We start from the raw sequence: 25246 nt of genomic DNA on the forward strand, positions 1-25246 counted from the left end.
GCACCATCCCCAGATTTCGCGCCCATTGTCCAGACGTTGTCGTACAGCGTCCAGACACCGACATCGAACAACGATTCGGCACTAGACAGGCGGCAGGACGCAGGGCAACGAAACAGGGGACGCACCGTGACCCGTTCCACCCGCATTCCGCTGACCGCGGCCCAGCGCGACATCTGGGCGGCGGCCTCGCACCTGCCGCACCTCGCGCAGCACAACTCCGTCGCCCTCGACCGGCTCACCGGGGAGGTCGACGTCGCCGTGCTGCGGGCGTGCCTGGCGCGGGCACTGGACCGCAACGACGCCCTGCGACTGCGCTTCGACGAGCACGACGGCGTGCCGCACCAGTGGCCGGATCCCGAACCGGCGCCCGCGGAGGTCGTGGAACTGGCCGACCGGGCGGCGTGCGACGCGTGGATCCACGGCGTGTTCCACCGGCCGTTCCCCCTGCGCGGCGGACCGGTGGTGCGGGCGGCGCTGCTCGTCGAGGGCACCGCCGCGGTGCACGTGTGCATCGCCGCGCACCACGTGGTGGCCGACGGCTGGGCGCTGCACCAGGCGATCACCCAGGTGCTCGACGACTACGCGCACGTCGTGCGCACCGGCGAGCCGCTCGACTTCCCCGTCCGCTCCTACCTGCCGTTCGTCGACCGCGAGTGCCGGTACCGCGAGTCGGCGGACTTCGAGGCGGACCGCGAGTTCCACCGGGGGTTCCTCGCGGGCGTCGAACCCGCCCTGTTCGCCCGCAGGGCGGTGAGCGGCGCGCGGACCACCGCGCGGCACCGGTTCGTGCTGCCCGGCGAGCTGGTCGACCGGATCCGCGCGGGCGGGCACTCGCCGTTCACCGCGGTCACGGCGGCGTTCGCGGCCTACCTGGCACGGGTGCACGGCGTCGACGAGGTGGTGATCGGCGTGCCCTCGCTGAACCGGCGGACGTTCGCCGACAAGCGGACCGTGGGCCAGTTCGCGAGCACGCTGCCGCTGCGCCTGCCCGTGCCGGGCGGCCGGACGCTGCGGGATTTGGCTACGGAGGTCCGAACCAGGACGTACGGGCTCAAGCGGCGCGACCGGCTGTCGCTGGGCGACCTGCTGCGCGCGCTGCCCGCCGGGTCGCCCCGGCAGCTGTTCGACGTGACCGTCTCCTACATGCGCTACCCCGGCCGCGCGGCCATCCCGGGGGTGGCCCGCGACATGGCCGGTGTCGGGCACTCGCACGACCAGGACGCGCTGGCGGTCGTGCTGACCGAGTTCGACGACACCGCCGACGTGGTGGTGGACCTGGACTACGCGTGCGACGTGTTCGACGTGGACTTCCCGGTCGAGGCGATGGCGCGGCACGTGCGCGCGCTGCTGGACGGCGGCCTCGCCGAGCCCGCGTACCCCTTGGCGGCGCTGCCGATGGTCACCGCCGCCGAGCACCACCGGCTCGTGGCCGCGGACGCCCCCGTGGTGCCGGTCGGCGACCGCACCCTGCACGGGCTGATCGCGGACCGGGTCGCGCTGGGGCCGGGCCGGACCGCGGTCCTCGGCGACTCCCCCATGACCTACGGGGAACTGGACGTGCGGGCCGAGCGGGTCGCGGCCGGGCTGCGCGCCAACGGGGTCGGGCCGGACGACCGGGTGGCCGTGCTGCTGCACCGGGGACGGCCCCTGCTCGTGGCGCTGCTGGGCATCCTCAAGGCGGGCGCGGCGTACGTGCCGCTGGACCGCGGTTACCCGGAGGACCGGCTGCGGTTCATGCTGGCCGACAGCGGGGCGGAGGTCCTGCTGGTGGACGGCCCGACCGCGCTCGACGGGCCGCTGGTGCGGAGGGTCGACGACCTCGTGGGCAGCCTGGACGCCGTCGCGACCGACCCCCGTGGGCTGGCCTACGTCATCTACACGTCCGGCTCGACCGGGCGGCCGAAGGGCGTGGCCGTCGAGCACCGGTCGGTGGTGAACCGGCTGGAGTGGATGCAGCGGCGGTACCCGCTCGACGAGCGGGACGTGCTGCTGCAGAAGACACCGGTGTCCTTCGACGTGTCGGTCTGGGAACTGTTCTGGTGGGCGATCGCCGGGGCGCGGCTGGCGCTGCTGGAACCGGGCGCGGAGAAGGACCCGCTCGAGGTGCTGCGGGCGATCGGGCGGCACGGGGTCACGGTGGCGCACTTCGTGCCGTCGATGCTCGGGCCGTTCCTGGACCAGGTGGAGGCGCGACCGGACCTCGCGACGTCGTTGCGGCGGGTGTTCTGCAGCGGTGAGGCGCTGTCGCCCGCGCTGGTCGGGCGGTTCTACCGGGTGCTCGGCGGCGCGCGGCTGGTCAACCTCTACGGGCCGACCGAGGCGACGGTGGACGTGTCGTTCCACGACTGCGTCCCCGGTCCGCGCGTCCCGATCGGCAGGGCGATCGACAACACCCGGCTGTACGTGCTGGACCGGTACGGCTTCCCGCAGCCCACGGGCGCGCCGGGTGAGCTGTGCGTGTCCGGCGTCGGTGTGGCGCGGGGCTACCTGGACCGGCCGGGGCTGACCGCGACGAGGTTCGTGGCCGACCCGTTCGTGCCGGGGCGGCGGATGTACCGGACCGGCGACGTCGCCCGGTGGCTGGCCGACGGGAGCCTGGAGCACCTCGGCCGCGAGGACGGCCAGGTGAAGATCCGCGGGAACCGGGTCGAGCTCGGCGAGGTGCGCGACCGGCTCGCGTCCTGCCCCGGTGTGCGCGACGCCGTGGTCGTGGACCGGCCGACGGCCCACGGCGTGCGGCTGGTCGGGTACTACGTGGCCGACCGGGAAATCGACGTGGCGCGGGAGCACCTGGCGAAGGCGCTGCCGGACTTCATGGTCCCGGCGCACCTGGTCCGGATCGACCGCGTCCCGTTGACGCCCAACGGGAAGGCCGACCGGAACGCGCTGCCCGACCCGACCCACCAGGACGTGGACGACCCGCCGACGACGGCCGTGGAGGCGGCGCTCGCGGCCGTGTGGGCCGAGGTGCTCGACGTGCCGACGGTGGGGGTGCGCACCGACTACGCCTCGCTCGGCGGCGACTCGATCCTGTCGATGCGGATCCGCGCCGAAGCGGCCAAGCTGGGCCTGCACTTCAGCCTGTCCGACCTGGTCCGGCACCCGACCGTGGCCACGCTGGCCACCCAGGTCACCGCGGGCGAGGACGTGGTGGCGCTGGAGCCGTTCGACCTCGTGCCCGCCGTGGACCGGGCCGGGCTGGCCGAGGCCGTCGACGCCTACCCCGTCACCGCGTTGCAGCTCGGCCTGCTCTACCACAGCCGCGCGCACGAGAAGTCCGCCGTGTACCACGACGTCTTCCGCTACACGCTGGGAATCCGTTGGCAGGAGGCGGGGTTCCGGCGCGCGTTCGCCTCGCTGGTCGCCCGGCACCCGGTGCTGCGGTCGTCGTTCGACCTGTCGGGAACGCCGTTGCAGGTCGTCCGCGCCGGGGTCGACGGCGGGCTGGACGTCGTGGACCTCCGCGCGGTGGACCCCGCCGAGGCCGAGGTGGAGGTGCGCAAGCACGTCGAGGACCGGCGGTTCCACGACTACGAGTTCGACCGGCCGCCGCTGCACCTGTTCCGCGCGCACGTCCTCACCGACGGCCGGGTGGACCTCGTGCTGAGCTTCCACCACGCCGTCCTGGACGGCTGGAGCGTGGCGAGCCTGGTGCGCGAACTCCTCCAGGACTACCTGCACGCCATCGGGTCCGGCATCGGCCCGGTGTCCGACGACCCGCCGCCGACGGCCGCGCGGCACGTGCTCGACGAACGCCGGGCGCTCGCGTCGGACGTGCCGCGGGAGTACTGGCGGCGGCTGCTGGAGGGCACGACGCCCGCGCTGCCGACCGGGTTCGGGGCGCACGCGGCACCCGGCGGCGGCGAACTCGTCGTGCGGTCGGCCTCCCTGCCCACCGGTCTCGACGCGCGGCTGCGCGGGTTCGCCCGCGAGCACGGCGTACCGGTGAAGTCGGTGCTGTTCGCCGCGCACTGCCTGGCGCTGCGGATGTTCTGCGGGCAGGGCGACCTGGTCACCGGGCTGGTCACGCACGCGAGGCCGGAGGAAGCGGGCGCGGACCGGACCGCGGGGCTGTTCCTCAACACCCTTCCGGTGCGCGTCGACAGCGGTCCCGGCACGTGGCTGGACGTCGTGCGCGGGCTGCACCGGCAGGAGGTCGCTGGGCACCCGCACCGGCACTTCCCGATCAGCGAGATCCGGCGCGGCCACGACGGGCCGGTGCTGGAGACCGCGTTCAACCACGTGCACCTGCACGTCGTCGAGCCCGTGCTGGCGCTGCCGGACGTGGAACTGCTCGGGTTCGAGGTGTGGGAGGAGACGAACTTCGCGCTGGTGGTCACCGCGTTCGTCGACCCCGTCGACCACCGGATCCGGGTGCGGGTCGACTGCGAGGCGCCGCGGTTCACCGCCGACCAGGCCGAACTGCTGGTCCGCACCTACACCGACCTGCTCACCAGGATCGTCGACCGGCCGGACGAGCCGGTCGACTTCGGGTTCCTGGTGGCCGAGGAGCCGCCGCACGTGGTGCGCGAGTTCGAGCGGCGGGTCGCGCAGGCGCCCGACGCGACCGCGCTGTCGTTCGGCGGCGACACGTGGACCTACCGGGAGCTGGACCGGGCGGCGAACCGCGTGGCGCGCCACCTGGTGGCGCAGGGCGCTCCGCGCGGGGCGCGGATCGGCGTGGCGATGGACAGGTCGTTCGAGCTGGTCGCCGTGCTGCTGGGGATCGCGAAGTCCGGTGGGGCGTGCGTGCCGCTCGACACCGGTTACCCGGCGGCCCGGATCGCCGCGGTGCTGGAGGACGTCCGGCCGTTCCGGGTGGTGGTCCACGAAGGACATATTGACCTGGTGGCCGACGCGGGGGTCGCGCTCGACCCCGAGGTGCTGTTGACGGGCGACGGGGAGCCGGTGGCACTGGGGGTGTCACCGGACGACGTCGCCTACGTCCTGTTCACCTCGGGGTCGACCGGCACGCCGAACGGGGTGGTGATGCCGCACCGGGCGCTGGCGAACGTGGTGGCGGGCCAGAACCGCTCCGCCACCGGCGTCGTCAGCGGGCGCACGCTCCAGTACGCGCCGATCGGCTTCGACGTGTCGTTCCAGGAGATCTTCTCCACGCTCTGCGGCGGCGGCACGCTGGAGCTGGTGTCCGATGTGGACCGACGCGACCCGGTGTCGTTGCTGCGCCTGCTGGACAGCGCGCGGGTCGAGCGGATCTTCCTGCCCTACGTGGCCCTCCAGCAGCTCGCCGAGGCCGCGGACGCGCTCGGCGTGGCGCCTCGCGCGCTGCGGGCGGTGATCTCCTCGGGCGAGCAGCTGCGGGTGACCGACGAGATCCGGCGGTTCTGCGCGTCCGTTCCGGGGCTGCTGCTGGAGAACCAGTACGGGCCGACCGAGACGCACGTCGCGACCACGTTCACGATGTCCGGCGACCCGATGGGCTTCCCCGCGCTGCCCCCGATCGGCAGGGCGTTCGACGGGCTGCGGGTGCTGCTCCTCGACGAGCGGTCCCGGCCGGTCCCGGTCGGCGTCCGCGGGGAGATCCACATCGGTGGCGAGGGCCTGGCGACCGGGTACCACGACCGACCGGAACTGACGGCCGACCGGTTCGTGCACGTCGACGGCGAACGCCTGTACCGCACCGGTGATCTCGGTCTGCGGCTGCCCGACGGCGACCTGGTCTGCCTCGGCCGCCGGGACTCCCAGCTCAAGATCCGGGGCTACCGGGTCGAACCGGCCGAGGTGGAGCTGGCGATCACCGCGCTCGGGTTCCACGAGGTGGCCGTGGTGGCGCGGCGGCGGGAGAACGGCGAGGCGCACCTGGTGGCGTTCCTCGTCGGCGACCCCGGTGACGCCGGGGAACTGCGGGCGGCCGTGCGCGCGGTGCTGCCGGAACACCTGGTGCCGTCGCACTTCGAGTGGCTGCCGAGCCTGCCGTGGACGCCGAGCGGCAAGCGCGACGACGCGGCGTTGCGCCGGATCGCGCCGACGACGGCGGTCGCCACCGCGTCCCCGCCGCCGCGCGACGAGTACGAGCGGGTGCTGGTCGAGGTGCTGGCCGACCTGGTCGGCGTGCCGGAACTCGGGGTGCACGACGACTTCTTCGCGCTGGGCGGCACGTCGCTGACGGCGATGCGGCTGGTCGTGGTGCTGGAGAAGCGCTACGGCGTGCACATCCCGCTGTCCGCGTTCGTCGCCGCGCCCACCGCGGCGGAGCTGGCCGAGCGGCTGCGGTCCGACCACGCCACCGCGCGCTTCGACCCGCTGGTGCCGATCCGCGAGCACGGGACCCGGCCGCCGGTGTTCCTGGTGCACCCGATCGGCGGGAACGTCCTGTGCTACCTGCCGTTGGCCCGGCACCTGCCCGGCGACCGGCCGCTGTACGCGTTGCAGGCGGCCGGGGGCGAGCCCGGCACCGAGCCGCTGCGCGGTGTCCGGGACCTCGCCCGCAGCTACCTCGACGCGGTGCGCCGGGTGCGCCCCACCGGGCCGTACCTGATCGCGGGCTGGTCGTTCGGCGGGTTCGTGGCCGTGGAGATGGCCCGGCTGATCCGCGAGGAGGGCGACGAGGTCGAACGGCTGGTGCTGATCGACACCATCGCCCTGGCGGCGGGGCCGCGCGACGAGGTGTCCGACGACGTGCTGCTGGCCTGGTTCCTGTGGGAACTCCTGCGCGGCGGCGAGGTCCCGCGACTGCCCGAAGGCGACCGGTTCGAGCAGGCCGCCCGGCTGGCGGTCGACGCGGGGGTGCTGCCGCCGGGCAGTCCGGCGGCCGTGGTGCGGCGGCTGTTCGGGGTGTTCGCGGCGAACTGGCGGGCGGTCCTGGACTACCGGCCGGACGTGCTGGCCGAGGACGTCGCGCTGATCCGCGCCACCGCCGCCCTGCCGAGCCTGCTCGAACCGGCGCACGACGCCGCCCGCAGCCTGCACCGCGACCCCACCAACGGGTGGGGCGGCCTGGTCGGCGGCCGCCTCGACGTCGTGGACGTGCCCGGTGACCACCTGGAGATGATGGAGGAGCCCCACGTGCGCGCGGTCGCGAAGGCGCTGTCCGAGCTGATCGGGGGCGAGGACCGGTGACGAAGGCCGTCGTCGTCGGCGCGGGCATCGGCGGGCTGGTCACCGCCGTCGCCCTGCGCCGCGTCGGGATCGAGGTCGAGGTGTACGAGCGGGCCCTTGAGCCGCGGGCCGCGGGCACCGGGCTGTCGATCATGAGCAACGCCGTCGCGGCGCTGCGCGGGCACGGCATCGAGCTGGCGCTGGAGGACCGCGGGCGGGCCATCGAGTCGTTCCGCCTCAACACCTTCGACGGCCGCCCGATCAGGGCCGTGCCGGTGAAGTCGATCGGCGACCGGCTCGGCGCGCCCAGCGTGTGCGTGCACCGGGCCGACCTCCGGCAGGCGCTGCTCGAGGCGGCGGGTGACTGCCCGATCGCGACCGGCGCCGCGGCGACCCGGTTCACCGCCGACGGCGACGGCGTGCGGGTGGACTTCGCCGACGGCCGGGTGGCCAGCGGCGACGTGCTGATCGGGGCGGACGGGTTCCACTCCGCGGTGCGCGCGCAGCTGACCGGACCGGAGACACCCCGCGACGCCGGATACCTGTGCTGGCTGGCCACGATCCCGTTCCGGCACAAGGCGTTGCCCGACGGCCACGTGGCGCACTACTGGGGGCGCGGCAGCCGGTTCGGGCTCGTCGACATCGGGCACGGCCGCGTCTACTGGTGGGGCACCGGCGACGTCCGCGAGTGGGACGGCGGCAAGGAGCAGGTCCTCCGCGTGTACGACGGGTGGGCCGACGAGGTGCGGGCCGCGGTCGAGGCCACCCCCGTGGAGGCGATCGTCGGCCTGGCCGCGCGCGACCGGCCGTTCCTGCGGAAGTGGGGCGAGGGCCCGGTGACGCTGCTCGGCGACGCCGCGCACCCGATGCTCACGAGCTTCGGCCAGGGCGCCGGGATGGCCATCGAGGACGCCGTCGTGCTCGCGCGCTGCCTGGCAGGGGAAACGGATCCACGACGGGCGCTGCGGCGCTACGAGGACGAGCGGCGGGCGCGCACCCGGCAGGTGGTCCGGGCCTCCCGCGCGCTGAGCCGGTTCGAGCAGGCGGGGCCGCCGGGGGCGCGGTTCGTGCGCGACGCGTCGTTCCGGTGGATGCCGGAACGACTGCTGCGCAGGCTGAACGAGTCCGCCCTCACCTTCCCCGCCACGACAGGAACGAGGAGCGCGTGACCGAGGTCAACCGGCCGCTGAGCCCGGTGGAGCGGTGGTACTGGATCGCCGACCGGCTCTCCCCCCTCAACGTCGTCGCCCGCGTGCGGGTGCGCGGACCGCTGGCGCCGCGGGCGATCCGCGCCGGACTCGACGCGCTGCAGCTCCGGCATCCGTTGCTGCGCGCCACGATCGTCGCCGACCCGGCGGACGCCAACCCCGAGTTCGCCACCGGGACGGGGACCCCGATCCCGCTCCGGGTGGTCGACGGCGACGCGCGCTGGGAGCACGAGGTCAACGAGCGCGAGCTGGTCGACCGCGTCGACCTGGCCGCCGGTACGCTGTGCCGCGCGGTCCTGCTGAGCCACGGCGACGACGAGCACGACCTGATCCTCGTCGTGTCGCACTGCGTCGCCGACGCGGTCACCGCGCTGGCGCTGCTGCGGGAGCTGCTGGAGTTCGCGGAACGGCCGGGATCCGCGGTCCCGCTGGCCCCGCTGCCCGCGCCGGAGGACATGTTCCCCGCCCGGCACCGGGCGCTGGGCGCCGCGCTGGGCATCGCTTCGCGCGTGCTCCCCGACCAGTGGCGGTTGCGGCGCAGAACGCTGCGGCGCCTGGTGCCCAGCGAGGTGGTGCCCGACGAGCGGCGGCGGTCGCGGTTCGTCCACCGGGCGCTGGACTTCGCCCAGCTCGACGCGCTGTCCCGGTCGTGCAAGCGGGAGGGCTCCACGGTGCACGGCGCGCTGGCCGCGGCGATGATCACCGCGGTCGCGCGGGACGCCGACGTGGCCGGGCGGTGCGCGTTCGCGATCGGCTCGCCCGTCGACTTCCGCGGCGAGCTGGCCCGGCCGGTGTCGGACCGCGACGTCGGCGCGTACATCGCGACCGTGCCGTCGTTCGTCGACTTCGGGCCCGGCGAGCCGTTCTGGCCCGCGGCCAGGTCGATCAGCGAGGACGTGGCCCGGCGAAAACGGCGCGGCGACCACTTCGCGGCGATCAACCTGCTGCGCTGGGTCTGCCCGCACGGCCTCGCGGAGAGCGCCTCGTTCCGCGGGCTGGTGGAGGCGTGGGGGCCGGGGAACCTGTGCCTGTCCAACATCGGCCGCCACCACTTCCCCGACGCGATCGGGCCGTGGCGGCTGTCGGAGGCGCAGTTCGTCGCGGGCCCGTCGATCAGCGGGTACCTCGTGGGGACCGTCAACACCAGCCACGACCAGCTGTCGTGGAACTTCTCCTACATCGACGACGCCGTGCCGACCGACCGCGCGGAGCGGATCGCCACCGACAGCGTCGACGTCCTGCTTTCGGCACTCGGGAAGGCGACATGAGGGTCTCACCGGACGACCGGTCGGTCGTCGTCACCGGAGCGTCCTCCGGGCTCGGCAGGGCGTGCGCCCTGCACCTGGACCGGCTCGGCTACCGGGTGTTCGCCGGGGTCCGGCGGGACTCCGACGGCGACGCGCTGGTCTCCGCCTCCACCTCCGGCCGGCTGCGGCCGGTCATGCTCGACGTGACCGACGCGGCGACCGTGCAGGCGGCGGTGAAGACGGTCGGGAGCGGGCTGTGGGGGCTGGTGAACAACGCCGGCGTGTGCGTGCCGGGACCGCTGGAATGCCTTGCCCCGCAACGGCTGCGCGACCAGCTGGAGATCAACGTGGTGGGCGCGGTGACCGTGACGAACGCGTTCCTGCCGCTGCTGCGCGAGGTGTCCGGCCGGGTCGTCAACGTCAGCTCCGGCCTCGGCCGGATCGCCTCGCCCTTCCTGGGCGCGTACGCAGCGTCCCAGTTCGCGAAGGAGGGGCTCAGCGACGCGCTGCGGCGTGAGCTGCGGCCGCTCGGCGTGGCCGTGTCGGTCGTGCAGCCCGGCGCGATCATGACCCCGATCTGGACCAAGCTCGCCACCCAGGGCGACGACCTGCTGGACACCGCCGACCCGGACGTCGCCGACCTGTACCGCCTGCCGTTCCGGCACTTCCTGGCCGCCAACGACAGGCGCGCGAGGCGGAGCGGGACCGCGCCCGACGACTTCGCCAGGACCGTGGCGCGGGTGCTCGGGGCGCGCCGCCCGAGATCGCGCTACCAGGTCGGCCCGGACGCGCGCGCGGGCAGCGTGCTGTACCGGCTGCTGCCCGACTCGCTGCTCGACCTCGTCTTCGCCACAGCGTCCTCCGGAGGCCACCGATGACCACGTCGTTCGCGCGGTCCCTGCGCCTGCGCGCCATGCTGCTGGGGTTCAAGGCCGTGACCAGGCCGCTCGCGTGGCGCGGCGACCCGATGGCCCGGATCCTCACCGCGGGCCGCGACACCGACCCGTACCCGTTCTACGAGCACGCCCGGTCGCTCGGGGACCTCAGCCGCAGCGGGCTGGGCATGCACGTGTCTGCCTCGCACCGGGTCAACGACTCCGTGCTGCGCGACCCGCGGTTCGGCGTGGACACGCGGGCGTCGTTGATGGACATGAAGAAGCTGCTGCTCGACAGCAAGGGGCAACGGCCGATCCACCCGGTCGACGACTCGTTCATCGCCCTCGACCCGCCCCGGCACACCCGGCTGCGCCGCACCGTCGCGCCGTGGTTCACCCCCCGCGCGCTGCGCGACCTGACGCCGTTGGTGGAGAAGGTCGTCGGGGAGTTCCTGGACGAGGTCGAGGGCCGCGACCAGTGGGAGCTGGTGGACGACTTCGCCGCCCGCATCCCCATCCGGATCATCTGCGAGATGTTCGGCATCCCCGAGATCGACTACGCGCGGTTCATCCGCTGGGGCACCGTGCTCGGCGCGACCCTGGACGGCGTCCGCTCCGCCGCCGAACTGGCCCGCGTCCGAGCCGCGCTGGTCGACCTGGAGGCGTTCTTCGTCGACCTGATCGACGGGCGGCGGCGCGACCTCGGCGACGACCTGGTCAGCAGCGTCATCAGGGCCCAGTCCGGGTCGGAGGAATTCCTGCGCGAAGACCTGTTGGCCACCTGCGAGCTGCTCATGATGGCCGGGTACGAGACGACGCTCAACCTCATCGGCAACGCCGGGTTGGCCCTGCTCACCCACCGCGAGGCGCGCGAGCGGGTGATCACCTCGCCCTCGTCGGCGGAGAACGCCGTGGAGGAGGTGCTGCGGTGGGACTCGTCGGTCCAGTACACCGTCCGCGCGACGTTCGAGCCGGTGACGCTGGAGGGGGTCGACCTGCCGACGGGGTCCCTCGTCGTGCTGCTGCTGGCGGGGGCCAACCGCGATCCGGACGTCTTCCCGCACCCGGACGTGCTCGACCTGGACCGGCCGAACAGCCGGGACCACCTGTCGTTCTCGTCCGGGATCCACTACTGCGTCGGCGCGGGCCTGGCCCGCCTGGAGGCCGCCGTGGGGATGCGGATGCTGTTCGAGAGGTACCCCGACCTGCGGATCAGCGGGCCCGTGGTGCGACGGCGGTCGCGCAACATCCGAGGGGCGTTGAGCATCCCCGTGTCACCGCGGTGAGGGAGGCGACCGGCGCCCGATCGTGCCCTTGACGGAGGTCAGCGGGCTAATTACCGTCCATTCGGTCGGTAACGCCCGATGACGGGAGAGCCCACCTGTGGCGACCAGGCACGACGACGCGAAGCGGCTCGGGGAAGCCCCCTCACCAGGCGAGCTGACCGAGGTCGAGCGGCTCGGCGTCGACGAGCTCCGGGCGTTGCAGCTGGAGCGCCTGCGGTGGACGCTGCGGCACGCGTACGACAACGTGCCGTTCTACCGGGCGAGCTTCGACGCCGCCGGGGTGCACCCGGACGACTGCCGGGAGCTGGCCGACCTGGCGAAGTTCCCCCCGACGACGAAGCACGACCTCCGCGACAACTACCCGTTCGGCATGTTCGCGGTGCCGCAGGAGGACGTGCGGCGCATCCACGCGTCCAGCGGCACGACCGGGAAGCCGACGGTGGTCGGGTACACCGGCAAGGACATCGACACGTGGGCGACGGTGATGGCCCGGTCGATCTACGCGGCGGGCGGCAGGCCGGGGCACAAGATCCACGTGGCGTACGGCTACGGGCTGTTCACGGGCGGGCTGGGCGCGCACTACGGAGTCGAGAAGCTGGGGGCGACGGTCATCCCGGCGTCGGGCGGGATGACGGCGCGGCAGGTGCAGATCATCACGGACTTCGGACCTGAGGTGATCATGGTGACGCCGTCGTACATGCTGACGCTGCTGGACGAGTTCGAACGGCAGGGCATCGATCCTCGGGCCAGTTCGCTCCGCGTCGGCATCTTCGGCGCCGAGCCGTGGACGGAGCGGATGCGCGTCGAGATCGAGGAGCGCGCGAACCTGCACGCGGTCGACATCTACGGGCTGTCCGAGGTGATGGGGCCCGGTGTGGCGCAGGAATGCGTCGAGAGCAAGGACGGACTGCACGTGTGGGAGGACCACTTCCTGCCCGAGGTGGTGGATCCGCTGACCGGCGCCGTGCTGCCCGACGGCGAGGACGGCGAGCTGCTGTTCACCTCGCTCACCAAGGAGGCGCTGCCGATCATCCGGTACCGCACCCGCGACCTGACGAAGCTGCTGCCGGGAACGGCGCGGCCCGCGTTCCGGCGGATGGAGAAGGTCACCGGGCGCACGGACGACATGATCATCCTGCGCGGCGTGAACCTGTTCCCCACCCAGGTCGAGGAGATCGTCCTGCGGGTCGACGGGGTGGCGCCGCACTTCCAGCTGCTGCTGACCCGCAAGGACCGGATGGACCACCTGACCGTGCTCGTCGAGGCCAGGCCGGACACCTCGGCCGACGGGCGGCGCGGGGCGGCCGCGGAGATCCGCACGGCGGTGAAGGACGGCGTGGGCGTGAACGTCGACGTCGAGGTGGTGGATCCGGAGTCGTTGGAGCGGTCGGTGGGCAAGATGCGCCGGGTGATCGACCAGCGCCCGCCCGCGTGACCCGGGGACCTGACCGGCACCGCCCGCGTCGGCGACGTGGGCCCGCGGTTCCCCCCCGGTGCGGGGTGAAGCGCTTTCCACCTGCCGGTTTACCGACACTTAGGCGTTCCGATACCCCAGCCACCCAGTATTCGCCGCGTCAGGTCGAGCACCTCCGGACGCCGGGGGAACGCTCGACGGTCACGGTTTTCCTGGGGAGCAACATGTCCATCGGCACGATCGCCCGCCGAGCCGCAGTGGTGGCCGGTGCGGCCGCGCTCGGGCTCGGCGCGAGTCTTGTCCTCAGCGCACCGGCGAGCGCGGAGACCAACCCGTCGTGCTCGTCCGTCACGCAGATCGGGGTCACCGGCCACGTGACGGTCGGCGGCGCGAACGTGGCCTCGGTCAAGCAGTTCAAGGGTTGCGGCAAGAACTGGGCCTACACCTACGTGTGGGAGGGGTACCGGAGCAACCACAGCAGCTGGGAGGTGTGCACCGGCGTCGCGACCGGTTCGAGCGGCCCGTTCACGCTCGAAGGCCTGAAGTGCAACAACAACAAGGTGGAGAACTGGTCGTCCGGCACCGCCACGCTGTCGGTCTGCACCCACGCCATCGGCACCCTGCCCAGCGATTCGCGCCAGGAGTTCGGCAAGACGGACATCCGGTGCTGACCCGCACAGCGGACGTCCTCCGCCGGGCGGCGGTCGGCCTGGTCGGGCTCGCCCTCGTCGGGGCCGGGATGGGGGTCTGGAGCGGAACCGCGACCGCGGCGACGAAGACCTACCCGGTGAAGACCTCCTTGGACGGTCGGACCGTCAAGGATCCCGATGTGGCCGTCGGCGCGAAGCGGGTGGCGGACATGTACCCGGCGGGCAGCAGCGTGACGCTGGTGTGCCAGGACCTCGGGCCGAGCTACGGCGGCAGCGACATCTGGGACCTGACCGACGACGGTCTGTGGGTTCCCGACGCCTACGTGGACACGAACTCCGCGGGCATGGTGATGTCCAGGTGCGCGATCCCGAAGTCGTACCCGGCCAAGGCGGACCTCAACGGCCGCAAGAACAAGGGCGAGGCGGCGACCGCGCCCGGCGCGGTCGTCGACAAGTACAAGTCCGGCCAGGCGGTGCCGGTCGACTGCCAGGCGCTGTCCGGCGGTGCGATCTGGGACCACACCACGGCGAACCTGTGGGTGCCCGACGAGTACGTGAAGACCGGGATCACCGGGTTCGTCGAAGGACTGCCGCGGTGCGACACCGACGGCCTGCGCGACGGCAGCGGAACCGGGACCCACGGTCGCAACACCGGTCCTGCGGGCCCGACCACGGGCACCCGCCAGCAGAAGGTGGACCGGGTCATCGCCGCGGCCAAGTCGCAGCTCGGCAAGGGGCTGCTGTACTCGTGGGGCGGCGGCGGCAAGGGCGGACCGTCCTACGGCATCCACCACTACCCCGACGGGAACCCGGCCAACGGCGACGACTACGGCCGCTTCGGGTTCGACTGCTCCGGCTTCACGCTCTACGCGTTCTGGAAGGGCGCCGGGATCGACATCGGCGCGAACACCACGGCGCAGTACAAGAGCGCGCACTTCGTGTCGCTCGACGCGCTGCTGCCGGGTGACCTGATCTTCTGGGGCGACGGCGACGACCGCACCACCACCACGCACGTGGTGCTCTACCTCGGTGGCGGCCAGGTCCTCGAGTCCGCCCCGCCGCGCGACGCGACCAGCGTCCACATCCGTTCCACCTACGGCCAGGCGAACTGGATGGCTCACGCCGTCCGCTACATCACCTGACCGTCCGCCCGGCGGGGAACCCCCGCCGGGTCGCAGTGATCGGTTCCGGCTCGATCGCCGGGACCTCTGGGAAGGGAAACCAAGAAACGCATGAAGCTCAACAAGTTCGCGGCCGCGGGCCTCGGCCTGCTGGTCGGCATCGGCGCCCTGACCATCGGCACGGGGGTGGCGGCGGCGGCACCCACGTTCCAGCTCCCGTTCCCGTGCGGGCAGACGTGGGAGGGGCAGACCCGCTCCGACCACAGCCCCGCCAACGCCGTGGACCTCAACCGGGCCAACGACGACGGTGACGCCGTCGTCGCGGCCGCCTCCGGCACGGTCAGCCGTGTCGAGAACGAGGGCTCCACCAGCTACGGCCGGTGGGTCGAGATCAACCACGGCAGCGGTTGGACCACGCGCTACGCCCACCTCTCCGCCCAGCGGGTGTCGGTCGGCCAGAGCGTGTCCCTCGGCCAGACGATCGGCAACGTCGGCAGCACCGGCGGCTCGACCGGCCCGCACCTGCACTTCGAGGAGCGGCAGGACGGCGCGGCCGTGAAGGCCAAGTTCAACGGCACCACCGCCCTCTACTGGGGTTCGAAGAGCTACAAGAGCAACAACAGTTGCGGCAGCGGCGGGGACGACAACCCCTACGACGCCGAAGAGGTGTGCGGCTCCGGCTACAAGGTCGTCGACTCCGCGGCGCTGAGCACCAAGGGTCGGGTCTACCTGACCTACAACGCCAGCAACGGCAACAACTGCGTCGTCACGATGAAGCACACGAAGCTCGGCACCGGCTCGACGACCTCGGCGTTCCTCGAGGTCCAGGGCAGTGCGAGGACGACCGACTCCGGCAGCTTCTCCTACTACGCCGGTCCGGTCCGCAAGCAGGCCGCCGACACCTGCGTGAAGTGGGGCGGCTCCGCTGACGGCTCGACCTACACCAGTGGGTTCGAGCACTGCGGCTAGGACCCGCGCCCAGGATCCGGGTCCGCGGTAGTCGGACCCGAGATCCGCGGAACGGATCCCAGTAGCGGTCACGGGCCGCCCCGGTACCCCAATGCCGGGGCGGCTCACCGCCGCGTCCTGGTCAGTCGACCAGGACCGGGTCGAGGTAGCCGAGGAACGACTCGAAGAACACGGGCAGCCGCACGTCGGCCCCGTCGAACAGGGTCCGGGAGGCCGTCCGGTGCACCTCCGCCTCCGCCTCGCACCCCGCGGCCAGCAGCGCGCGGGCGACCTGCCGATGTCCCGCCGCCCGACCGTAGGCGCTGCCGAGCTGGCTGGTCATCGTCAACGACCGCCGCGCGTCCGCGAGCGCCGCGTCCACGTCGTCGCGCCGCAGGTGGACCTCGGAACGGCTGAGCAGCGTCGTCCACTCGTCCTCGCGGTTGCCGACCTCCCGCGCCCTGGCCATGCACTCGTCGAGGTGCGCCAGCGCCCGTTCGAAGTCACCGAGATCCCCGTACAGCAGCCCCAGATCGGCCAGGCAGATCGCGATGCTGTGCGGGGCGTCGTTCGCCAGCGCCAGCGAGAGCGCGTGGTTCGCCAGCGACAGGGCCGTCCCGGCGCGACCCGCGAGGTGGTGCGCGCGAGCCAGCACGTGCAGCGTGCCGACGGCGGTCCCCGGAGCGCCGTGCCCGCGCAGGATCTCCAGCGCCTCCTCCAGGTGCGGCACCGCCTCCACGGCCAGACCCATGTAGTTGGTGAGCAGCCCGCCGAGGCTGACCAGCACGCGGGCCCGGCCCACCTCGTCCCCGTCGGCCTCGCACAGCGCCAGCGCGCGGTGGAACCGTTCGCGCGCCTGGCCGTAACGACCCGCGCCCCGGTCTGCGACGGCCCGCACGACCAGCGCGAGGTGCTCGGTCCCCGGATCGAGCCCGTGCGCGGACGCGATGACCGCGATGCGCCCGGTCTCCTCGATCTCCGCGTGCTGGTCCTGCTTCCACAGGTGTTCCTGGAGCATCCGGGCGATCTCCAGCGCGGGCAGCGCGGTCTCCGGCCGGGCGGCGCCGTGCGCGGCGGCCACGAGCAGGTTCGGCGTCTCGTCGGCCATCCACGCCAGGCACTCGTCGATGCCGCCGTGCGGCTCGGGCGGGCCCGCGGCCGAGGAGTGCACGACGTCCAACGGCCGCAACGTGGTCTGCACGGCGTCGAGCGTGCGGCAGTAGTGCCGCAGCGCGCGGGTGATCGCCGCGGACCGCTCCCCCGCGGGCTCCTCGCGTTCGGCCTCCTCGATCGCGAACAGCCGGAGCAGGTCGTGCATGCGGTACTGGCCGGACGTCTCGACCTCCACGAGTCCCACGTCCACCAGCGGGTCGATCGCCCGTTCCGCCTCGATCCGACCGAGCCCCAGCAGCGCCGCCGCGACCGGCAGCCGCAACGTCGGCAGGGCGAGCAGACCCAGCAGCCGGAAGGCGTGCGCGGCCTCCCGCCCGCGCGCGGAACCGTCGCGGAGCAGTTCGTCGTAGCTGAGCCGGACGCTGGACCGGACCGCGAGGTCGTCGAACCGCAGTTCGTCGAGCCGGTGCCGTTCGTCGTCGAGGCGGTGGGCCAGCGACGCCAGCGTCCAGTCCGGTCTGCTGCGCAGCCGGGCGGCCGCGATCCGCAGGGCCAGCGGCAGGTAGCCGCAGTTGCGCGCCACCTCGGCCGCCGCGCGCCTGCTCGTCTCGTCGGTGACGAGCCCGGTCACCGCGTCGAGCAGTGCGACGGCCTCGTTCTCCGCCAAGGGATCCAGGCCGAGGTGCAGACCGTCCACAGTGGCCAGCATGCGCCTGCTCGTGACCAGCACGGCGGTTCCGGGCCCCGCGGGCAGCAGCGGGATGACCTGGCTCGCGTCGACCGCGTTGTCCAGCACCACGAGCACGCGGCGGTCGGCCAGCAGCGACCGGTACAGCGCGGCGGCCTCGGCCGGCTGCGACGGCACGGCGGGCGGCGGCGCCCCGAGCGCGCGCAGGAAGCGCTGGAGGACGTGGGTGGCGTCGAGCGGTTCACGGCCAGGAGTCGAGCCCTGGAGGTCCACGTAGAGCTGGCCGTCGGGGAACAGCCCGGCCGCGAGGTGCGCGACCCGCAGGACCAGCGCGGACTTCCCCCGCCCGCCGGGACCGTGCACCGCGCCGACCACGGGTTCCCGCTCGGCGCGCGCCAGCAGGTCCAGCAGCATTCCGCGTTCGCGGTCCCGGTTCACGAAGACCGCCGGGTTCACCGGCAGCTCCCGCGGCGCGAACCGTTCTTCTGGGGCCGCCTCGGGCGCGCAGGGGACGTCACCGGCCAGTACCGCCGCGTGCAGCGCCCGCAGTTCCTGCCCCGGATCGAGGCCCAGTTCCTCGGACAGCAGGCGTTGGCCCTCGCCGAACACCGCGAGTGCCTCGGCCTGACGGCCGGAGTGGTGCAGTGCGAGCATCAGCTGGCCGCGCAAGCGTTCGCGCAGGGGTTCGTCGGCCACCAGGGCCGTCAACTCCGGAACGAGGTCGCGGTGCCTGCCCGCGCGCAGGTCGGCGTCGACGCGGTACTCCACCGCGCTGAGCCGTTCCTCCTCCAGGGCCGCGCCCAGTCGACCGCCGCGGCCGGTGTGGCGCAGGTCCGGGACCGGGTCACCGCGCCAGAGGTCCAGCGCCTCGCGGAGCAGGGCGCCCGCCGCCGAGAGGTCGGCCGTCACCGGGTCGGCCGTGGCCGTGGCCCGGCGCACCAGGTCGCGGAACGCGTGCAGGTCGAGCGATTCGGGCGGGATGTCCAGCCGGTACCCCTGCCGGGAGCCCGCGAGTGCCACGCCGTCGCCCACGGCCAGGAGCCTGCGCAGTTGTGAGACGTAGACCTGGATGACCTTGCGGCCGCTGGCCGGGGGTTCGTCCTCCCAGAGGACGGCGAGCAGGGTCTCGACCGACACCTCCTGGCACGCGCTGAGCAGCAGCGTGGTCAACAACCGCCGCTGCTGGGGGGCGGCGATGAGGAGACTTTGGTCCTCCCACCGCACCTCCAGCGGCCCCAGAACACCGAACGACCAGCTCATCTGCCCACCAGACACACATCGGCCGATCCTGGTCCGCGGTCGTCGACCGCGTCTCGCTGTGTGGTGACGCACGCGTGTTCAAACAAGTTGCCTTGATCCCCAGAATTTCAAGGCGACAGTCCAACAGTTCTCCATTGGGGCTGTCAAGCATTGATGGGAGGTGGTGCGGGGTAAGTGTTGTGGGATAGGGGAAGCCAATCGAGACGGGGATGTGGGTGTCGATTGGCTGTCGGTTGTCTTTGCGGGGGTGTGGTGCGTTGTCGCCGGGTTGGTGGGCTTGTACCTCAAAACCGGTCATCGGTGGCCGCCGTTCTCCGGGTTCGGCCGACTTGACTTGGGGCCCCTCTTTTCGGCCCTCGGCGGTCTTGAAGAGCAGGTGGTGAAGCCCGGCCCGACGCCGCGAGGGTAGGGCCGAAAACCCCAAGTGAAGTCGGCCGAACAGATGCGGGCGCGCTCGGTTTGTTGGCATGGGTGGTGCTTGTTCGGTTGTGTGGTGCTTGTGCGGGTCGGGCTTGGTGTTGTTAGTGGTGGCCCAGTTGTTCCAGTAGTTCGGTGCCCGCGATGAAGGCGGTGGCGGACAAGGGGCCGTGGTTGTTGGTGAGCCTGCGCAGTTCGCGGAGTGCTGCCTGGTGGTCGTTGAGGTGGAGGTAGCTCTGGGCTACCAGGTAGCGGGCCTGGTCCGCCCAGGTGGACCAGGCCTGGTTTTCGGTGTCGCGGAGGTGGTCGAGCCAGTTGGCGGCCGTCAGGCCCGCGTCGATGGCGTCTTCGTGGCGGCCCGCGGCGTAGTTGGCGTGGGCGGACTGGTACCACAGTTCGATGTTCGCGCCTTCGCGCAGTGAGGCTTGGCCGATGGCCTCGTTGAGGTCGTCGGCGGCGTCGGCGGGGTTGCCGTCGGCGATCAGTGCGCAGGCGCGGAGGTAGCGGAGGTGGCCGTGCAGGCGGTTCGGGCCGGTGGTTGTCAGGAGGTGGTCGACGAGTGAACGGAACGATGCCTGGTCATCGAGTTGGTCGTAGGAGTTCTTCAAGCGTGCCAGTGATTCCAGGGCCTTCTCCGGGGCATCGGCCTTGATGAACGTCGACAGGGCGGCGGAAGTCGGTTCGATCGCGTTGGTGGGGTCGAGTCCGCTTTCGAGGTCCAGCAGTGAGCCGAGTGCGAGTAGGTCGTGCGCGGTTTCGGCGTGGCGCTTGCCGCGTGTGACGGCTTCGTGGGCCTCTTCGTTCCTGCCCTGTCCCGCGAGCACGTGCGCGAGCCAGTGTTCGCCCCACGCGCAAGCGCTGTCGTCGCCCGAGGTGCGCAGTTCGGTGACGGCGCTCGCGGTTGTGGTGATCCCCTCGTCAATTCGTCCTTTGTAGACGATCCAGAGCCCTAGCCAGCAGTGGGTGAGCAGTGCGGAGCGGTGGTCCCCGTACCGCCGGTGCACCTCGACGGAGTGGCGGAGGGTTGTTTCGGTCTGCTCGTCCTGGAAGAACCTCGCGCGCAGTTCGGCGACGCCGGCGGCGACCGGTTCCGCGGGGTCGGTGGAGATCGCGGCCAGGCAGGCGCGGGCTTCGTCCTGTTCGCAGCGCAGGTCGTGCTGTCGCGCGCGTTCCAGCAGCACGGCGTCCGGCAGTCCCGCTGTCACGGCGCGCAGCGGTGGGCGGCTGGTCGGTCCCAGCGGCAGGAAGTCCGCGAGCGGGCGGGCGGCGAGGCGGGTCAGGACGCGGTCGCTCACGACGGTGGAGCCGTTGCGGCGGTCGAACCGTTCGGCCGACTCCAGCGCGATCCGGCGCATCCGCTTCGCGACCACGTGGAAGGGCGCGGAGTTCGGGTCGTCGCCGAGGTCGAGGCGCGTGTCGCCGCGGCCGGTCCGGACCAGGGCTTCGGCGAGCACGGTGACCGAGGTGGCGAACTCCATGGTGGCCAGCGGGCGCTTGCGCGACTCGAAGCCCTTCATCGGGCTGAGGCGGTCGACGCCCGCGGCCTCGTTGCCCGTGAGCGCGCAGAACTCGACCAGCCTGCCGTGGTCCTCCAACGACTGCACCTCGCCGGACATGCCGCGCAGCAGGCGCCGGTAGGTGAGCACCGCCTCGTCCCACCGGCCGGCTTCGGCCAGGGGCAACAGTATCAGGCACCGCACGAGCGCGGTCGGCTCGTCGGAGACGGCGGTCTCGGCGAGGAACGGTGCGGCGAGGGCGTGCGCGCGGGCCAGCGAGTCGGCGTCGCCGCGGGCCAGTGCCTGTTCGATCCCGACCACGTCGAGCCACCGGTCGTCCTCGTCGACCGCGGCCGTCGCCGTCCACCGCAGGAACGCGCGCTCCGCTGCCTCCCAGTCGCCGAGGTGCGCGGCCACGCCCCGGCGCACCGAGTGGACCTCGTGCGGATCGCGCCCGGCGGCGAGGAACCGGTGTTCGACGTCGTCGAGCGCCCGGTCGATCTCGTCGAGGCCGAAGTCCGGGAAGTCCACCATGCACTCGACGAGCCAGGCGTACCACTGGAGCAGCGCGGCCACGTCCTCCTCGGTGAAGCGCCACGGCCGCCGGTCGTGGTCGGCCAGGCACTCGTGGAGCAGCCGGTACACGAGGTCCCAGTGGCCGCGGCGGCGGTAGGCGTCGGCGAGGTCGCGGCGGGCCAGGAACAGCACCCTCGGCACGTCCTCGTCGCCCGCCCGGACCACCAGGTCCTCCAGCAGCGCCGTCCTGGTCCCCGTGTCGTCCGCGGCGCGCGCTTCGTTCAGGGAGACCCAGAGCTGGAACTCGCCTGGGTCCATCGACGACCCCGCCCCCGGTGTGATCACACCGGAGGAGCTTAGGCCCCAGCGTCCGTCCACACGGTGTTCCCGCCCACAAAGGGGAATAGGCGGGGAGGTCGCGCCGCTTTGTGCTGCTTGGCGGGTGCAACGATGGCGGGAGAGCGATGAGCACGGTGGTCGAGGACGTCCGGACGAGGCCGAGCGTGCTGAGGGCGGCACTCGTCCTGGGTGGACTGACCGCGTTCGGGCCGCTGTCGATCGACATGTACCTGCCCGCGCTGCCCCGGATCGCCGACGACCTGCACGCCGCCGACGCCACCGTGCAGCTCACGCTCACGTCGTTCATCGTCGGCCTGGCGCTGGGCCAGCTCGTGCTCGGCCCGCTGTCGGACTCGCTTGGCAGGCGCCGCCCGCTCGCGGCCGGACTCGCCCTCTACGTCGTCGGCTCGCTGCTGTGCGCGATCAGCCCGACGAGCGGCGTCCTGATCGCCGCCCGCGCGCTCCAAGCGCTCGGCGCCGCCGCGGGCCTGGTGATCGCCAGGGCGACCGTGCGGGACCTGTTCTCCGGCATCGCGATGACCAGGTTCTTCTCCACCCTGATGCTCGTCAACGGGCTCGCCCCGATCCTGGCACCGCTCATCGGCGGCCAACTGCTGAACTGGACGTCGTGGCGCGGGGTGTTCTACGTGCTCGCGGCCTTCGGCGCGCTGCTGCTGATCGTCGTCACGCTGCTGCTGCCCGAGTCGCTGCCGCCCTCGCTGCGCTCCCCCGCCCGCCTCGGCTCGGCGCTGCGCACCTACGGCAGGCTGCTCGCCGAGCGCTCGTTCATCGGCTACGCGCTCGCGTCGGGTCTGCTGTTCGCGGCCATGTTCGCCTACATCTCGGGCTCGTCGTTCGCGTTGCAGGGCGTGTACGGCCTGAGCCCGCAGGGCTTCAGCCTGGTGTTCGGCCTCAACGGCGTGGGCATCATGATCGCGGGCGGCGTCAACCGCAGGCTGGTCGGCCGGTTCAGCGAGCACGCGCTGCTGTTCTCCGGACTGGTGCTCGCCGCCGTGGGCGGTCTCGGCGTGCTGGCCGCGGTCCTGTTCGGGCTCGGCCTGGTCGGGCTGCTGGTCCCGCTGTTCCTGCTGGTGTCCGCCGTCGGGATCGTGCTGCCGAACGCCACCTCGCTGGCCCTGGCCGAACACGCCAAGGCCGCCGGATCGGCGTCCGCGCTGCTCGGCGTGCTCCAGTTCGTCATCGGCGGCTGCCTGGCCACCCCGCTCGTGGGCCTCGGCGGACCGGGGACCGCGCTGCCGATGGCCCTGGTGATCGCGGGCTTCGCCGTGCTGGCCCTGGTCGTGTCCGCGGTGCTCAACCGGCCGGGTGCCCGCTAGTCGAACAACGTCCCCGCGAGGTACTTCAACCCGGTGTCCGCCGCGACCGTGACCACGGTGTGCCCCGCACCCAGTTCCTGCGCGATCCGGATCGCGCCCAGGACGTTGAGCGCCGACGACGTCCCGGCGAACACGCCTTCCTCGCGCACCAGCCGCAGGGCGAGCTCGCGCGCCTCGGGTTCGTCGATCGCCAGCGCCTGGTCGTACCCGCCCGACGTGAGCAGCGGCGGCACCACGCCCGTCGCCGTGCCCTCCACCGTGTGCGGGCCGTTCGTGCCCTTCGTCAGCACCGGCGACGTGGCCGGTTCCAGCGCGACCACGCGCACCTCCCCCGCCTCCCGCAGCACGGCCGAGACGCCCATCAGCATCCCGCCGGTGCCGACGGCGGCGCAGAACGCGTCGACCGCGCCCGCCTGGTCCACGATCTCCCGACCGAGCCCGGTGTAGCCGTCGAGGGCGTCGGCGTTGTGGAACTGGTCCGTCCAGAACGCGCCCTCGCGCTCCGCGATCCGCGCCACCTCGTCCCGCATCCGCTCGAACAGGTCGGGCGTGACCCGGCCGCCGTCGCTGGGGACCACGGTCAGGTCGGCGCCGAACGCGCGCATGGTGCGCAGCTTCTCCGGCGAGAACGCGTCGGACGACACGACCGACAGCGGGTAGCCCTTCACCGCGCACACGAACGCCAGCGACGAGCCCGTGCTGCCGCCGGTGAACTCGACGACCCTGCGCCCCGGCGTCAGCTCACCCCGGCGTTCGGCACCCTCGATCATCGCCAGCGCCATCCGGTCCTTGTAGCTGCCGGTGGGGTTGCCGCCCTCGAGCTTCACCAGCACCTCGGCGGCCCCGTCGGGGACCACGCGCCGCAGGCGGACGACCGGGGTGCCGCCGATGGCCTGGAGGGGTGACGGGAGAACGCCTGGGAAGTTCACGGATCTCCTCCTGGTCGGGGCCGACCAGCGGACCGTACCGGGCTCGGAGATCACTTCGCCAGGACCACCGGGCCGGTCTCACCCCGGTGGCTGGCGCAACCTGGCGGCGACGGTCCCGGCGACCGCCAGGGCCGCCGCGGTCAGCACCAGGACACCGGAGGCGCCGGTGCCGGCGGCGAGCAGGCCCGCGGCGCTGGGGACGGCCACCTGCCCGACGCGGTTGCCGGTGAGGCGCAGCGACATCGCGCGGCCCCGCAGGCCGGGCGGGGTCGACTCGGCCAGCCAGGACATGGTCAGCGGCTGGCCGACGCCGAGCCCAAGGCCGATGGCGAGGACGACCAGCCCGAGCAGCCACACCGGCATGGGAACGGCCGCCGCGACCAGGCCGACGGCGGCCAGGACGATGCTGCCCACCAGCAGCGGTTTGCGCCCCAGCCAGGCAGCCAGCCTGCCGAGGAACAGCCTCGACCCCATCGACGCGACGGCGCGCAGGGTCAGCAGCACACCGACCGCACCGGAGGCGATGCCGCGTTCCGCGCCCAGCGCGGGCAGGTAGACCAGGGTGATGTCGACGGCCGCGATCACCACGCAGCTGACCGTGAGCGCCCGCAGGAGACCGGGGCGGCGCAGCAGGTCGCGCATACCGGCGGGCTCACCGTCCACAGTGGTCGGACGACGGATCACGGGTGGGCGGAGCACCAGGGTGACGCCCAGCAGCACGACGGTGATCACGATCGTCACGTCGAAGATGGCGTCGGTGCGCGGGATCGGCCGGTCGCCGCCGAACAGCAGGATCAGCCCCGGCCCCACCGCCTGGCCCAGCGAGGCCGCGAACGTGTAGTAGCCGAACGCCGCGTCGTAGCGGTTCGGCGCCGTCACGTTCGCGACGAGCGCCTGCTGCGCGACCACCGCGCACAGGTGCCCCGTGCCCAGCAGCACGCTGCCGACCAGCAACCCCACCACCCCGTCGCCCACCAGCACGAACACCCCGGCCGACGCGCACATCAGCACCGCGCCCGCGAGCAGCACCCGCCGTTCCCCGAGCCGGTCGACGGCCTGCCCGGAGGGGATCGCCAGCAGCAGCGGGGCGACCGCGAACGCCGCCGACAGCACACCGAGCCACGCCGACGGCACACCCAGTTCCAGCGCCCGGTAGGTGGAGGTGGGGCGCAGCACGAAGGTCACCACCTGGACCAGCACGGTGTGCGCCAACAGGATCGGCAACAGCCCGCGCCCCGGCTCCCGCACGGCCATCAGGCACTCCGCCGCGCGATGGCGTCGGCGATCGCGGATCGGGTCACCGGCGCGGTGGGCGACGGTGCTCCCTCTGGAACCGGTCCCGC

General features: G+C 72.8%; 14 protein-coding genes. 10 read left to right on the forward strand and 4 right to left on the reverse strand.

Annotated elements, in window-relative coordinates:
• Window positions 1–126: 126 nt before the first annotated feature.
• From RM788_RS11510 to RM788_RS11550, 9 genes are all read left to right on the forward strand, one after another.
• Window positions 127–7080, forward strand: a complete 6954-nt coding sequence (locus tag RM788_RS11510; RefSeq protein WP_315931602.1) for a non-ribosomal peptide synthetase — start codon at window positions 127–129, stop codon at window positions 7078–7080.
• Window positions 7077–8228: an FAD-dependent monooxygenase gene (locus tag RM788_RS11515; RefSeq protein WP_315931603.1), complete on the forward strand. Its 1152-nt coding sequence runs from the start codon at window positions 7077–7079 to the stop codon at window positions 8226–8228. The genes RM788_RS11510 and RM788_RS11515 overlap by 4 nt, the downstream gene beginning before the upstream one ends.
• Window positions 8225–9535, forward strand: coding sequence for a phthiocerol/phthiodiolone dimycocerosyl transferase family protein (locus tag RM788_RS11520; RefSeq protein WP_315931604.1), 1311 nt, complete (start codon window positions 8225–8227; stop codon window positions 9533–9535). The genes RM788_RS11515 and RM788_RS11520 overlap by 4 nt, the downstream gene beginning before the upstream one ends.
• On the forward strand, window positions 9532–10392 hold the full coding sequence (locus RM788_RS11525) for an SDR family oxidoreductase (protein ID WP_315931605.1): 861 nt from the start codon (window positions 9532–9534) through the stop codon (window positions 10390–10392). The genes RM788_RS11520 and RM788_RS11525 overlap by 4 nt, the downstream gene beginning before the upstream one ends.
• Window positions 10389–11675 (forward strand): cytochrome P450, encoded by a 1287-nt coding sequence (locus RM788_RS11530; protein WP_315931606.1) that lies wholly within the window; start codon window positions 10389–10391, stop codon window positions 11673–11675. The genes RM788_RS11525 and RM788_RS11530 overlap by 4 nt, the downstream gene beginning before the upstream one ends.
• 97 nt (window positions 11676–11772) lie before the next feature.
• Window positions 11773–13110, forward strand: a complete 1338-nt coding sequence (gene paaK, locus RM788_RS11535; protein ID WP_315931607.1) for a phenylacetate--CoA ligase PaaK — start codon at window positions 11773–11775, stop codon at window positions 13108–13110.
• Window positions 13111–13313: 203 nt separating this feature from the next.
• The gene (locus RM788_RS11540) at window positions 13314–13760 is read left to right on the forward strand and encodes a hypothetical protein (protein WP_315931608.1); all 447 of its coding nucleotides are present in this window, start codon (window positions 13314–13316) and stop codon (window positions 13758–13760) included.
• Window positions 13754–14881: a C40 family peptidase gene (locus RM788_RS11545; RefSeq protein WP_315931609.1), complete on the forward strand. Its 1128-nt coding sequence runs from the start codon at window positions 13754–13756 to the stop codon at window positions 14879–14881. The genes RM788_RS11540 and RM788_RS11545 overlap by 7 nt, the downstream gene beginning before the upstream one ends.
• Before the next feature lie 90 nt (window positions 14882–14971).
• Window positions 14972–15829: a M23 family metallopeptidase gene (locus tag RM788_RS11550; RefSeq protein WP_315931610.1), complete on the forward strand. Its 858-nt coding sequence runs from the start codon at window positions 14972–14974 to the stop codon at window positions 15827–15829.
• Between the two features lie 121 nt (window positions 15830–15950).
• On the opposite strand, the gene RM788_RS11555 is transcribed toward RM788_RS11550, so the two are convergent.
• Together RM788_RS11555 and RM788_RS11560 are read right to left on the reverse strand one after the other, a co-directional pair.
• Entirely contained in the window at window positions 15951–18869 is a 2919-nt protein-coding gene (locus RM788_RS11555; protein ID WP_315931611.1) for an AfsR/SARP family transcriptional regulator, read from the reverse strand.
• 521 nt (window positions 18870–19390) lie between these two features.
• Complete coding sequence (locus tag RM788_RS11560; RefSeq protein ID WP_315931612.1) at window positions 19391–21643, reverse strand: hypothetical protein; 2253 nt, start codon at window positions 21641–21643, stop codon at window positions 19391–19393.
• A gap of 119 nt (window positions 21644–21762) precedes the next feature.
• Between RM788_RS11560 and RM788_RS11565 the strand changes: the two genes are divergently transcribed.
• Complete coding sequence (locus RM788_RS11565; RefSeq protein ID WP_315931613.1) at window positions 21763–22974, forward strand: multidrug effflux MFS transporter; 1212 nt, start codon at window positions 21763–21765, stop codon at window positions 22972–22974.
• Here RM788_RS11565 and RM788_RS11570 read toward each other — a convergent pair.
• Window positions 22971–23903 carry a PLP-dependent cysteine synthase family protein gene (locus tag RM788_RS11570; protein ID WP_315931614.1) on the reverse strand — a complete coding sequence of 311 codons (933 nt, stop codon included), beginning with the start codon at window positions 23901–23903 and terminating at the stop codon, window positions 22971–22973. The genes RM788_RS11565 and RM788_RS11570 overlap by 4 nt on opposite strands.
• 78 nt (window positions 23904–23981) lie before the next feature.
• Complete coding sequence (locus RM788_RS11575; protein WP_315931615.1) at window positions 23982–25157, reverse strand: MFS transporter; 1176 nt, start codon at window positions 25155–25157, stop codon at window positions 23982–23984.
• Window positions 25158–25246 lie beyond the last annotated feature (89 nt).

Source organism: Umezawaea sp. Da 62-37 (assembly GCF_032460545.1).
Taxonomy (GTDB): domain Bacteria; phylum Actinomycetota; class Actinomycetes; order Mycobacteriales; family Pseudonocardiaceae; genus Umezawaea.

Bases quoted from the DNA above. Each gene is read 5' to 3' on its own strand.
- RM788_RS11525 (WP_315931605.1), top strand. From the start codon at position 9,532: ATGAGGGTCTCACCGGACGACCGGTCGGTCGTCGTCACCGGAGCGTCC.
- RM788_RS11540 (WP_315931608.1), top strand. From the start codon at position 13,314: ATGTCCATCGGCACGATCGCCCGCCGAGCCGCAGTGGTGGCCGGTGCG.
- RM788_RS11555 (WP_315931611.1), bottom strand. From the start codon at position 18,869: ATGAGCTGGTCGTTCGGTGTTCTGGGGCCGCTGGAGGTGCGGTGGGAG.
- RM788_RS11550 (WP_315931610.1), top strand. From the start codon at position 14,972: ATGAAGCTCAACAAGTTCGCGGCCGCGGGCCTCGGCCTGCTGGTCGGC.
- RM788_RS11565 (WP_315931613.1), top strand. From the start codon at position 21,763: ATGAGCACGGTGGTCGAGGACGTCCGGACGAGGCCGAGCGTGCTGAGG.
- RM788_RS11575 (WP_315931615.1), bottom strand. From the start codon at position 25,157: ATGGCCGTGCGGGAGCCGGGGCGCGGGCTGTTGCCGATCCTGTTGGCG.
- RM788_RS11530 (WP_315931606.1), top strand. From the start codon at position 10,389: ATGACCACGTCGTTCGCGCGGTCCCTGCGCCTGCGCGCCATGCTGCTG.